The sequence below is a fragment of the Streptomyces sp. NPDC022910 genome (genome assembly GCF_055561075.1).
In genome coordinates this window covers 1-11,893 of the sequence record NZ_JBVHHL010000008.1, presented here as the reverse complement: position 1 = coordinate 11,893, position 11,893 = coordinate 1, and the positions used below count along the sequence as shown (strand labels likewise).

At 70.2% G+C, this 11,893-nt stretch carries 7 protein-coding genes and 3 pseudogenes; 7 read left to right on the top strand and 3 right to left on the bottom strand.

Annotation, left to right across the window (positions count from 1 at the left end; all coding sequences use genetic code 11):
• The first annotated feature begins 161 nt into the window (after positions 1–161).
• The 3 genes and pseudogenes from ACZ3TS_RS10190 to ACZ3TS_RS10180 all read left to right on the top strand — a co-directional run.
• Positions 162–1,829 (top strand): PucR family transcriptional regulator, encoded by a 1,668-nt coding sequence (locus ACZ3TS_RS10190; protein ID WP_467615750.1) that lies wholly within the window; start codon positions 162–164, stop codon positions 1,827–1,829.
• A gap of 137 nt (positions 1,830–1,966) precedes the next feature.
• Positions 1,967–3,412 (top strand): aldehyde dehydrogenase family protein, encoded by a 1,446-nt coding sequence (locus tag ACZ3TS_RS10185; RefSeq protein ID WP_467615748.1) that lies wholly within the window; start codon positions 1,967–1,969, stop codon positions 3,410–3,412.
• Between the two features lie 430 nt (positions 3,413–3,842).
• Positions 3,843–4,364, top strand: a pseudogene (locus tag ACZ3TS_RS10180) (GH12 family glycosyl hydrolase domain-containing protein); the annotation flags it as partial.
• Between the two features lie 39 nt (positions 4,365–4,403).
• Here the strand turns inward: ACZ3TS_RS10180 and ACZ3TS_RS10175 are convergent.
• Positions 4,404–4,709: pseudogene (locus tag ACZ3TS_RS10175) on the bottom strand (glycoside hydrolase family 31 protein); the annotation flags it as partial.
• 129 nt (positions 4,710–4,838) lie between these two features.
• Positions 4,839–5,852, bottom strand: coding sequence for a LacI family DNA-binding transcriptional regulator (locus tag ACZ3TS_RS10170; RefSeq protein ID WP_467615746.1), 1,014 nt, complete (start codon positions 5,850–5,852; stop codon positions 4,839–4,841).
• Positions 5,853–6,326: 474 nt separating this feature from the next.
• Between ACZ3TS_RS10170 and ACZ3TS_RS10165 the strand changes: the two genes are divergently transcribed.
• Positions 6,327–8,267 (top strand): acyl-CoA dehydrogenase family protein, encoded by a 1,941-nt coding sequence (locus tag ACZ3TS_RS10165; protein ID WP_467615744.1) that lies wholly within the window; start codon positions 6,327–6,329, stop codon positions 8,265–8,267.
• Between the two features lie 104 nt (positions 8,268–8,371).
• Here ACZ3TS_RS10165 and ACZ3TS_RS10160 read toward each other — a convergent pair.
• Positions 8,372–8,823 (bottom strand): annotated as a pseudogene (locus ACZ3TS_RS10160) (lamin tail domain-containing protein).
• Between the two features lie 186 nt (positions 8,824–9,009).
• Between ACZ3TS_RS10160 and dxr the strand changes: the two are divergent.
• The 3 genes from dxr to ACZ3TS_RS10145 form a co-directional block, all read left to right on the top strand.
• A complete protein-coding gene (gene dxr, locus ACZ3TS_RS10155; protein WP_467615743.1) occupies positions 9,010–10,266 on the top strand; it encodes a 1-deoxy-D-xylulose-5-phosphate reductoisomerase in 1,257 nt (418 codons plus the stop codon).
• Positions 10,263–11,567 carry a M50 family metallopeptidase gene (locus tag ACZ3TS_RS10150; protein WP_467615741.1) on the top strand — a complete coding sequence of 435 codons (1,305 nt, stop codon included), beginning with the start codon at positions 10,263–10,265 and terminating at the stop codon, positions 11,565–11,567. Before dxr ends, ACZ3TS_RS10150 begins: the two co-directional genes overlap by 4 nt.
• Positions 11,568–11,735: 168 nt before the next feature.
• A partial coding sequence (locus ACZ3TS_RS10145; protein ID WP_355901023.1) for a flavodoxin-dependent (E)-4-hydroxy-3-methylbut-2-enyl-diphosphate synthase occupies positions 11,736–11,893 on the top strand: 158 nt, incomplete at its 3' end.

The following is an 11,893-nucleotide window of genomic DNA, read 5'->3' as shown; positions in this document are numbered from 1 at the left end:
CGATCAGGATGTCCGGATCGGGGCACGCGGCGACCGTACGGTGAGGCAGAATCGACATAGGTCGTTCATACGTGGCGGCCAAAGGATCACGAAGATCACATAATCCGTGACTGTCAGGGATTCTGTGGAGAACCGCCGGCCCGTGCAGACCTGAAGGCCTCATGCCCCCCACGCTCGCCTCGCTCGTCCACCACTCCGCGCTGAAGCTGACCGTGCGCGCGGGCGAGGACCGCCTGGACGTCCCTGTCCGCTGGGCGCACGTCAGCGAGCTCGCCGACCCGGTGCCCTACATGGAGGGTGGCGAACTGCTGCTGATCACGGCGCTGAAGCTGGACGCGGAGGACCCCGAGGCCATGCGCCGCTATGTGAAGCGGCTCGTGGGCGCGGGCGTCGTCGGGCTCGGCTTCGCCGTCGGCGTGAACTACGACGACATCCCGAAGGCACTCGTGGACGCGGCGCAGGAGGAGGGGCTGCCGCTGCTTGAGGTACCCCGGCGCACCCCTTTCCTCGCCATCAGCAAGGCCGTCTCCGCCGCCATAGCGGCCGACCAGTACCGGGCCGTGACCGCCGGCTTCGCCGCCCAGCGCGAGCTGACGAAGCAGTCCCTGAACGACGGCCCCGAGGGGCTGCTCGCCGCCCTCGCCGGGCAGGTGGACGGCTGGGCCGCGCTGTACGACGCCTCCGGCGCCGTCGTCGCCGCCGCACCCGAGTGGGCCGCACGGCGTGCCGCACGGCTCACCGCCGACGTGGAACGGCTGCGGGAGCGGCCCGCGCCGGCCAGTTCCGTGGTCGGCGGGCCGAGCGGTGAGGACCGGGTCGAGCTGCACTCCCTCGGCACCGGACGGCGCCCGCGCGCCGCGCTCGCCGTGGGTACCGCGGCCGCACTGGGCACCGCCGAGCGGTACGCGGTCCACTCCGCGATCGCCCTGCTGACCCTCACCACCGAGCGGTCCAGGTCCCTGCACGCCGCCGAGCAGCGGATCGGCGCGGCCGTGCTGCGCATGCTGCTCGCCGGGGAGCCGGACCACGCACGGGCGGTGGCCGGGGACCTGTACGGCGAGCTCCTCGACGCTCCCTTCCGGCTGATCCTCGCCGAGTCGGCGTCCGCGTCGGCGGCCCGGGCGCACGCCGACGGGCACGCGCGCGTGGCACCCGCGCCGCCCACCGCCGCGGCGCTCGCCGCGGCCGACACGAGCGGCGATCCACTGGGCGGGCTCGCCGAGACCGTGGAGTCCGCCGCCGCGCGCTCCGGCGAGCCGGTCCTGGTCGTGCCCGACGGAGAGCGGCTCGTGGTGCTCGCGGTGGACGGGGGCGCGGCCGTCGCCGCGTGCCAGGAGTACGCGTTGGCGGTGCAGGCGGCGCGGGCCTCGACCCTGGAGCAGTCGGCCGCTGACGAGGACGAGCTGGTGGTGGGTCTTTCGGCGCCCGCCGGGCCGATCGCCGCGGCGGCCGCCTACAAGCAGGCCGAACAGGCGCTGTCGGTGGCCCGGCGGCGCGGCCGGTCGATGGTCGAGCACGAGGAGCTGGCGGCCGGGTCGGTCCTGCCGCTGCTCGCGGACGACGCGGTGCGCGCCTTCGCCGACGGCCTGCTGCGCGCCCTGCGCGAACACGACGCCACGGGACGGGGCGACCTGGTCGCCTCGCTGCGGGCCTGGCTGTCCCGTCACGGCCAGTGGGACGCGGCGGCAGCCGACCTCGGCGTCCACCGCCACACGCTGCGCTACCGGATGCGACGGGTCGAGGAGATCCTGGGGCGCTCGCTCGACGATCCGGACGTACGGATGGAGCTGTGGCTGGCGCTCAAGGCGACGGCGGCGGCGGGGGAGTGACGGCCACCGGGCGTCGGCTGTACAACCCGTAGAACCCCCGCATCGCACTACTCCTCCCCGGACAAACGACCCGCCGCCGCCCCGGCCCTACCGTGGACCACGAACTTCATCAACCTCGGAAGGGCCGGGACTCGACCATGACCTCCACCCACGCCTTCTGGCTCGCCGGCCGTCAGGCCACCGGCGAGACCCACTTCGACGTCACCTCCCCGTGGGACGGACGGCTCGTCGGCAAGGTCAGCGTTCCGACCGAGGCCCAGGTCGAGGAGGCCGTGGCCGCCGCGTACGCCGTGCGGGACGAGTTCGCCGCCACCCCGGCGCACGTCCGCGCCGCCGCCCTCGACCACGTCTCGAAGCGGCTCGTGGAGCGCACCGAGGAGATCGCGCAGCTGATCTCCGCCGAGAACGGCAAGCCCGTCAAGTGGGCCCGCGGCGAGGTCGGCCGTGCCGTCTCCGTGTTCCGGTTCGCGGCCGAGGAGGCCCGTCGCTTCAACGGCGGCGAGGCCCAGCGCCTGGACACCGACCTCGGCGGCCAGGGCCGTCTGGCGCTGACCCGCCGCTTCCCGAAGGGCGTGGTCCTCGGCATCGCGCCGTTCAACTTCCCGCTGAACCTGTGCGCCCACAAGGTGGCCCCGGCCATCGCCGCCGGCGCCCCGATCATCCTCAAGCCGGCGCCCGCCACCCCGCTGTCCGGCCTGATCATCGGTGACCTGCTCGCCGAGACCGACCTGCCCGCCGGCGCTTGGTCGATCCTCCCGGTCACCAACGACCGCATGCCGGCCCTGGTCCAGGACGAGCGTCTGCCGGTCATCTCCTTCACGGGCTCCGACAAGGTCGGCTACGCGATCATGGACTCGGTGCCGCGCAAGCACCTCACCCTGGAGCTCGGCGGCAACGGCGCGGCCGTCGTCCTCGCCGACTACGCGAGCGACGAGGACCTGGACCGGGCCGCCCACCGCATCGCCACGTTCTCCAACTACCAGGGCGGCCAGTCCTGCATCTCCGTGCAGCGCGTGATCGCCGACGCGTCGGTCTACGACCGGCTGCTGCCGCGTATCGTCGCCGCCGTCGAGGCGCAGGTCACCGGCGACCCCTCCGACGACGCGACGGACGTCGGTCCGCTGGTGAGCGAGGACGCGGCGAAGCGCGTGGAGACCTGGGTCGACGAGGCCGTGGGCGCGGGCGCCAATCTCCTGACCGGTGGCAAGCGGGTCGGCGCCTCGTACGCGCCGACCGTCCTGACCGACGTGCCGGCCGACGTGACCATTTCCTGCGAGGAGGTCTTCGGGCCCGTCCTCATGGTGCAGAAGGTGGACTGCGAGGCCGAGGCCTTCGCCGCGGTCAACGACTCCAAGTACGGCCTCCAGGCGGGCGTGTTCACACACGACCTCCAGGTCGCCTTCCGTGCGCACCGCGCCCTCGAGGTCGGCGGCGTCGTCATCGGCGACGTTCCCTCCTACCGCGCCGACCAGATGCCGTACGGCGGTGCCAAGCAGTCCGGCGTCGGACGCGAGGGCGTGAAGTTCGCGATGGACGACTACACCTACGAGCGTGTGCTGGTCCTCACGGGCCTCGCTCTCTGACGCCACCTTCATGCCGACGGCCGGAGCCCGCTGTGCGGGGGCTCCGGCCGTTGTCGCTTCGAGGACGGGCGCGGGGGCGAGCATGACGTTGTGCTGCGTGCTGGTGAAGTCCGCGGAACTGTCCCCGCGATCGCGGGGCCGACGGCGCCTACCGCAGGGTGTTTCCGGGGCGTTCTGTCATCGTCCTGCCGATGGCGGCCTCGGCGCCGGCAGGGCTCGCCGATCACGACCAAGGCGGGTGTCCGCCGCTACTGGCCGAGGCGGTCCAGGTCGGCGGGGGTCATGCCGGGAGGGCCGAGGACGACATCGCCGAGTTCCTCGGTCACCGCCGTGAACAGCTCCGCGTCCAACTCGGTCTCCGGCGTGGCCAGGTGAACTGGGGTGCCGGCTCGGGCGATGAGCTCGGCGAATCCGGCCGGCGAGGTGATGGTGCATCTGGACCAACTCCGGCACCAACTGGGGCGTCTGGGCCAACCACCCGCACACCGGCGGCATCAAGTCCTACCCCGACGCCAAGAAGGTGATCAACAAGTCGATCACCTCCCTCTCCTCACTCACCAGCAGCTACAACGTCACGGTCCCGTCGTCCGGCGCGTACAACACCTCGTACGACATCTGGGACACCGGCTACGAGTACGAGGTCATGCTCTGGGTGAACAAGACCGGAGCCGTCGGTCCTCTCGGCACCTCGCTTGGCAGCGTGACGCTCGGCGGCAGCACCTGGACCGTCTACAAGGGCAACAACGGCGCGAACGACGTCTTCTCGTTCGTACGCAGCTCGAACTCCAGCCCCGGCACCGTCGACGTCCTGCCGATCCTGAAGGGGATCAAGGACACCAAGGGCTGGTTCGGCAACGTGACCATCGGTGACGTGCAGTTCGGCTACGAGATCACGTCCTCCTCCGGCGGCCTGGACTTCACCACCAACAGTCTGACCGTCAGCAGCAGCTGAGCCGCGGCACAGGGAGGAGTGCGGCCGGTCCCCGCCGGGGACCAGTCCCTCGGCGTCCACGTCGACGGTGAGCCCGCCGACCGTCAAACGCCCGCGCCCGGCCTCGATCTTGACGGAGGACTCGGCGGCCGGCGGATCGGCGAGCAGGGCGCCCGGCAGTCCGTCGAGGACCGGGCCGCCGAGCCGGGCCCGCACGCGAACGGCGTCCGGCCCCCACGGCTCGATGCGTACGGTCTCCTGGCGGCCGCTCCACTCCAGCGCCCCGTCCCGCTCTCGGAACGTGCCGACGGTGGGCGAGGACTGGGCGAGACTGACCTGGGGCTGGTTTTCGGCAGGCTGATTCACGAGGGGTGCTCCTGGAGGAGTGCGGACCGCGAAGTGCCTGGAAGACGGGAATGTGCCCGGGGGGTGCCTGGAGGAGTGGGGTCGTCGGGTGCCCCGGCGGGGCATGGCGGACCGGTCCGAAAGACCGGCTCAGGGCGCGGTCGGAGCCGGGCCGGTGCTCGCCCGGACCGTCAGCTCCGGTGCGAGCAGCACCACTTCGTCCGTTCCGTACCCGTCCAGCTTGGCGACGAGCAGTTCGAGGGCGCGCCGCCCCATCTCGTGCGCGGGGATGGCGACGGACGTCAGCCGCACCGACGCCTGCGTGGCCACCTGGTCCGGGCAGACGGCGATCACGGAGACGTCCTCGGGCACGGCACGGCCCTGCTGGCGCAGCAGCGCCAGCAGCGGCTCGAGCGCGGATTCGTTCTGCACCACGAACCCCGTGGTGCCCGGCCGTTCGTCGAAGATCCGGGCCAGGGTCACGGCCATCGCGTCGTATCCGCCCTCGCAGGGGCGGTGCAGTACGCGCAGTCCAAGCTCGCGGGAGCGGGACCTGAGGCCCTCGAGGGTGCGCTCGGCGAAACCGGTGTGCCGCTCGTAGACGGCGGGCGCCTCGCCGATGACAGCGATGTCACGGTGTCCCAGCGTCGCCAGGTGCTCCGCGCACAACGCCCCGGTGGCCCCGAAGTCGAGGTCGACGCAGGTCAGTCCGGAGGTGCTGGCGGGCAGTCCGATGAGCACCGACGGCTGGTCCGTCTCGCGCAGCAGCGGCAGCCGCTCGTCGTCGAGTTCGACGTCCATCAGGATCATCGCGTCGGCGAGGCCGCTGCCGGTCATCCGGCGCACCGCGTCGGGGCCCTCCTCGCCGGTGAGCAGCAGGACGTCGTACCCGTGGGTGCGCGCGGTGGTCGCCACGGCGATGGCGATCTCCATCATCACCGGCACGTACATGTCCGTGCGCAGCGGGACCATCAGCGCGACGATGTTCGACTTGTTGCTCGCCAGGGCGCGGGCCCCGGCGTTCGGGTGGTAGCCGAGCTCCCGGATGCTCCGCTCGACCCGCTGCCGGGTGGTCGCGGAGATGGACCGCTTGCCGCTGAGGACATAGCTCACCGTGCTCGCCGACACTCCGGCGTGCTGGGCGACCTCGGCTAGGGTGACCATCCAGCTCTCCAAGCGTGACTGAAGCGCTTCGACAGTGTGCGCGTTGCTAAAGGGGGGGGGCGTGTGAGGGTGGCTCGACAGTAGCTTGACGGGGGGAGGGCTGTCCATAGGTTGTCGAAGCGCTTCGACGCGAAATTCCCGAGAGGGCCGTGGCAACCTCCCGGGCACCCGGCGGCCACTGAAGGGGCGCACCCGAACCGTCCCCTCGGAAGGACCCCGATGCAACGCCGGCGCTTCAGGGGCACAGGTCGACTTGACACCAAGGCGTGCTCGGTGGACATCGGTTGGGGCGTTTTCCCGGGCGGGTGGTTGCGCGAGGACTGGTGACCGCGCCCGGATTGGGGTACCAACGATCGAGTAGCACCGGTCAGTAACGTACGCCCGCAAGATCGCCGTACGGCGCCCTTGGTCGTCGTACGGCAGCTTGATCGGCGTACGCCCCATAAGACCCCGATTCGCGGCGAGGTGAGCCTCATGTCCGCACCAACAGCCCCCACTCCCAAGCCCACCGTGACCGAGCGCGAGGCCCGTCAGGTCGCCGAGGCCGCGCGCGATCAGGACTGGCGCAAGCCCAGCTTCGCCAAGGAGCTGTTCCTCGGCCGTTTCCGGCTCGACCTCATCCACCCCCACCCGCAGCCCGCCGACGAGCACGTACAGCGCGGCGAGGAGTTTCTCGCCAAGCTGCGCGACTTCTGCGAGACGCAGATCGACTCCGCCCGCATCGAGCGCGAGGCGCAGATTCCCGACGAGACGATCAACGGGCTCAAGGAGCTCGGTGCCTTCGGTATGAAGATCGACACGAAGTACGGCGGTCTCGGCCTCACCCAGGTGTACTACAACAAGGCACTCGCTCTGGTCGGATCCGCGAGCCCCGCGATCGGCGCCCTGCTGTCCGCGCATCAGTCGATCGGCGTACCGCAGCCGCTGAAAATCTTCGGCACCCAGGGGCAGAAGGACACGTTCCTGCCCCGCTGTGCCCGCACCGACATATCGGCGTTCCTGCTCACCGAGCCGGACGTGGGTTCCGACCCTGCCCGCCTCGCCACCACGGCCGTACCCGACGGGGACGACTACGTGATCGACGGCGTGAAGCTGTGGACCACCAACGGCGTGGTCGCCGACCTGCTCGTCGTCATGGCGCGCGTCCCGAAGTCCGAGGGGCACAAGGGCGGCATCACGGCGTTCGTCGTCGAAGCCGCGTCGGAAGGCATCACCGTCGAGAACCGCAACGCCTTCATGGGCCTGCGCGGTCTCGAGAACGGCGTCACCCGCTTCCACCGCGTCCGCATCCCGGCCGCCAACCGCATCGGCCCCGAGGGCGCCGGCCTGAAGATCGCGCTGACCACACTGAACACCGGCCGGCTCTCCCTGCCCGCGATGTGCGTGGGCGCGGGCAAGTGGTGCCTGAAGATCGCCCGCGAATGGTCGGGAGCGCGTGAGCAGTGGGGCAAGCCGGTCGCGCTGCACGAGTCGGTCGGCTCGAAGATCTCCTTCATCGCGGCGACGACCTTCGCCCTGGAGGCGGTCGTCGACCTGTCGTCGCAGATGGCCGACGAGGACCGCAACGACATCCGCATCGAGGCCGCCCTCGCCAAGCTGTACGGCTCCGAGATGGCCTGGCTGATGGCCGACGAGCTGGTCCAGATCCGTGGCGGACGCGGCTTCGAGACGGCGGAGTCGCTGGAGGCGCGCGGGGAGCGGGCGGTGCCGGCCGAGCAGATGCTGCGCGACCTGCGGATCAACCGCATCTTCGAGGGCTCCACGGAGATCATGCACCTGCTGATCGCACGCGAGGCGGTGGACGCCCATCTGTCCGTGGCCGGTGACCTGATCGACCCGGACAAGACTCTGGCCGACAAGGCGAAGGCGGGTGCGAACGCCGGCGTCTTCTATGCCAAGTGGCTCCCGAAGCTGGTGGCCGGGCAGGGTCAGATCCCGGGTGCGTACGGCGAGTTCCACCAGGAGGTCGACCTCTCGTCGCACCTGCGGTACGTCGAGCGCAGCGCCCGCCGGCTCGCCCGCTCCACCTTCTACGGCATGTCCCGCTGGCAGGGCCGCATGGAGACCAAGCAGGGCTTCCTGGGCCGGATCGTGGACATCGGCGCCGAGCTGTTCGCGATGAGCGCGGCCTGCGTGCGGGCCGAGCATATGCGCAGGACCGGTCGTCACGGGCGTGAGGCGTACCAGCTTGCCGACGCCTTCTGCCGGCAGTCCCGCATCCGTGTGGACGAACTGTTCGGCCGGCTGTGGACCAACACGGACGACCTCGACCGCAAGGTGGTCAAGGGCGTCCTGTCCGGTACCTATGAATGGCTGGAGGAGGGCGTCGTCGACCCGTCCGGCGAGGGTCCGTGGATCGCGGATGCGACCCCCGGCCCGTCGCTCCGGGAGAACGTCCACCGGCCGATCCGCTGACACCTGTCCCCGCGCCCCCCGGTGGGGGCGCGGGGAACTGCGCGACCAGCCAAGGACGGCCCCCCGGCCGACGCACGACGCGCAGCCCCGAGCGGCCCAACAGCTCAGCAGTACTTGTCGCTGGGGTCCCGCGTCGTCCAGGAGCAGGCGTCGACCTTCGAGCCGTTCGCCTTCGTGAGCGTCGCCGTGTCGCTCGTGTTGTTCCAGACGTACGCCCGGCGGTTCTGGTACTTGTCCGCCGTCGTGTCCGTGCCCCGGCCGGTGTGCACCTTCATCGTCTTGTGCGCCCCGATCTTCACGTTGGGGAACGTGTACTTGTGGTTCGAGGCGTCCTTCAGATCCAGCCCTTCAGCGAGACCGCCGAGGAGCCGTTGTTCTTGATCTGCACCCATTCGGCGTTGAGGCTCTTGTTCGAGCGGTCGTCCTTGCCGGGACTGTCGAACCAGACGTGGTAGATGGTCACTCCTCCGGCGGCCTGCGCCGGAGTGGCCAGCAAGGCCGTGCCCGCCAGGGCGATGGCGCCCGCGAGCGCGGGCAAGGCAGCGCGTATGCGCATGGAGATCCCCCCAGGGTGTCGTTCATCGGCCGGTCGTCCGCCGACCGGGAATGAAGTGTTATCGCATGATCTTCACTCTGGCTTCACAGAGGGTGCATCCGCTTCATTCGGCAGCGGAGGCCGATATGCCACACGCTCGAGGGACACCCTGTCCTCCCGGTCGCACGGTGCGGCAACAATGGAGGGATGAGCGACAGTCCAGCCCCTCTTGCCGACCCCCATCTCGTCTTCGACCCCGTGGACGGAGTGCGGGACGTCGTGATCCTCGGCTCCACCGGCTCGATCGGTACCCAGGCCGTCGACCTCGTGCTGCGCAACCCCGACCGGTTCAAGGTCACCGGGCTCTCCGCCAACGGCGGCCGGGTCGGACTGCTCGCCGAGCAGGCCCACCGCCTGCGGGTGCGCACGGTCGCGGTGGCGCGCGAGGACGTCGTAGCGGCCCTGCGGGAGGCCCTGAGCGCACAGTACGGCCCCGGCGAACCCCTCCCCGAGATCGTCGCCGGTCCCGACGCGGCCACCCACCTCGCCGCCTCCGACTGCCACACCGTCCTGAACGGCATCACCGGTTCGATCGGCCTCGCCCCCACCCTCGCCGCCCTGGAGGCGGGCCGCACACTCGCGCTCGCCAACAAGGAGTCGCTCATCGTCGGCGGCCCGCTGGTGAAGGCCCTGGCCAAGCCCGGCCAGATCATCCCGGTCGACTCCGAGCACGCCGCCCTCTTCCAGGCCCTCGCCTCCGGTACCCGCGCCGACGTGCGCAAACTCGTCGTCACCGCCTCCGGCGGTCCGTTCCGCGGCCGGACGAAGGCCGAGCTGGCGAACGTCACTCCCGAGGACGCCCTCGCCCACCCCACCTGGGCGATGGGGCCGGTCATCACGATCAACTCGGCGACCCTGGTGAACAAGGGTCTCGAAGTGATCGAGGCGCACCTGCTGTACGACATTCCCTTCGACCGCATTGAGGTTGTCGTGCACCCGCAGTCGTATGTCCACTCGATGGTGGAATTCACGGACGGATCGACACTGGCGCAGGCGACGCCCCCCGACATGCGGGGGCCGATCGCCATCGGACTCGGCTGGCCCGAACGGGTGCCCGACGCGGCACCCGCCTTCGACTGGACCACCGCGTCGACCTGGGAGTTCTTCCCGCTCGACAACGAGGCGTTCCCCTCGGTCGGACTCGCCCGGCACGTGGGAGAGCTCGCGGGCACGGCCCCGGCGGTGTTCAATGCGGCAAACGAGGAGTGCGTCGACGCGTTCCTGAACGGCACCCTGCCGTATCTCGGGATCATGGACACGGTCACCCGCGTGGTGGAGGAGCACGGCACACCTCGAACGGGAACTTCCCTGACCGTCGCGGACGTCCTCGAAGCGGAGACCTGGGCACGCGCCCGGGCCAGGGAACTGACGGCTCAGACGGCAATTGCGGAGGCTCGTGCATGACGACCTTGATGATGATCCTCGGCATAGTCGTCTTCGTGGTCGGCTTGCTGGTCTCGATCGCCTGGCACGAGCTGGGGCATCTGTCGACGGCCAAGCTCTTCGGCATCCGGGTGCCGCAGTACATGGTCGGGTTCGGCCCGACCATCTGGTCGCGCAAGAAGGGCGAGACCGAGTACGGCATCAAGGCGATCCCGCTCGGCGGCTACATCCGCATGATCGGCATGTTTCCGCCGGGCCCGGACGGCCGGATCGAGGCCCGCTCGACCTCACCGTGGCGCGGGATGATCGAGGACGCCCGGGCGCAGTCCTTCGAGGAACTGCAGCCCGGTGACGAGAAGCGCCTCTTCTACACGCGCAAGCCGTGGAAGCGGGTCATCGTCATGTTCGCGGGTCCCTTCATGAACCTGGTCCTCGCCGTGGCGGTCTTCCTCGGCGTGATGATGACCTTCGGCGTCCAGACCCAGACCACCACGGTCTCCAATGTCTCCGACTGCGTCATCCAGCAGAGCGACAATCGCACGAAGTGCGGAAAGGACGACCCGGCCGCACCGGCCCAGGCCGCCGGGCTCAAGCCGGGCGACAAGATCGTCGCGTTCGACGGCACGCAGGTGAAGGACTGGTCCACCCTCCAGTCCGACATCCGCGCCAACCCCGGCAAGGACGTCACGCTCACCGTCGAGCGCAAGGGCCAGAAGGTCGACCTGCACGCCCACCTGATCAGGAACCAGGTGAGCAAGACGGACGGCAACGGCGGCTATGTCGAGGGCAAGTACGTGTACGCCGGCTTCCTCGGCTTCACGCCCGCAACCGGCATCGTCCAGCAGTCCTTCGACCAGTCCGTGCAGCGGATGGGCGACATGATGGAGAACGGCGTCGAGTCGCTGGTCTCCCTGCCGGGCAAGATCCCCGCCCTGTGGGACGCGGCCTTCGGCAACGCCCCTCGTGAGCCGGACTCCCCGATGGGCGTGGTCGGCGCGGCCCGTGTCGGCGGTGAGGTGTTCACCCTGGACATCCCGCCGTCGCAGCAGCTCGCGATGATGCTGCTGCTCGTCGCGGGCTTCAACCTGTCCCTCTTCCTGTTCAACATGCTTCCGCTGCTCCCGCTCGACGGCGGGCACATCGCGGGTGCCCTGTGGGAGTCGCTGCGGCGCGCGGTGGCCAGGGTGCTGCGCCGCCCCGACCCGGGCCCCTTCGACGTGGCGAAGCTGATGCCGGTCGCGTACGTGGTGGCCGGGATCTTCGTGTGCTTCACCATTCTGGTGCTGATCGCGGACGTGGTTAACCCGGTGAAAATCTCCTAGCCATCGGGAGTTGGCGGCGGCCGGGAAGAGTCCCTTCCCGGCCGCCGCCCATTGAGTGGGTCCACGGACCGTGATGTGCCGGCGTCCACGCCCGTGGCGTAATCTCAGGCCTTGGAGCCCGCCGTTCCGGGACCGGACCTTGATCCACAACTTGGGGTTGCACAGCAGATGACTGCGATTTCACTCGGCATGCCGTCCGTTCCGACCAAGCTCGCCGAACGCCGGAAGAGCCGGCAGATCCAGGTCGGATCTGTGGCGGTGGGTGGTGATGCCCCGGTGTCGGTGCAGTCGATGACGACGACGCGTACGTCGGACGTCGGTGCGAC

Excerpts from the sequence above, each read along its gene's own strand:
- ACZ3TS_RS10170 (WP_467615746.1), bottom strand. The coding sequence starts at position 5,852 with ATGGTCACCCTAGCCGAGGTCGCCCAGCACGCCGGAGTGTCGGCGAGC.
- ACZ3TS_RS10185 (WP_467615748.1), top strand. The coding sequence starts at position 1,967 with ATGACCTCCACCCACGCCTTCTGGCTCGCCGGCCGTCAGGCCACCGGC.
- ACZ3TS_RS10150 (WP_467615741.1), top strand. The coding sequence starts at position 10,263 with ATGACGACCTTGATGATGATCCTCGGCATAGTCGTCTTCGTGGTCGGC.
- dxr (WP_467615743.1), top strand. The coding sequence starts at position 9,010 with ATGAGCGACAGTCCAGCCCCTCTTGCCGACCCCCATCTCGTCTTCGAC.
- ACZ3TS_RS10165 (WP_467615744.1), top strand. The coding sequence starts at position 6,327 with ATGTCCGCACCAACAGCCCCCACTCCCAAGCCCACCGTGACCGAGCGC.
- ACZ3TS_RS10190 (WP_467615750.1), top strand. The coding sequence starts at position 162 with ATGCCCCCCACGCTCGCCTCGCTCGTCCACCACTCCGCGCTGAAGCTG.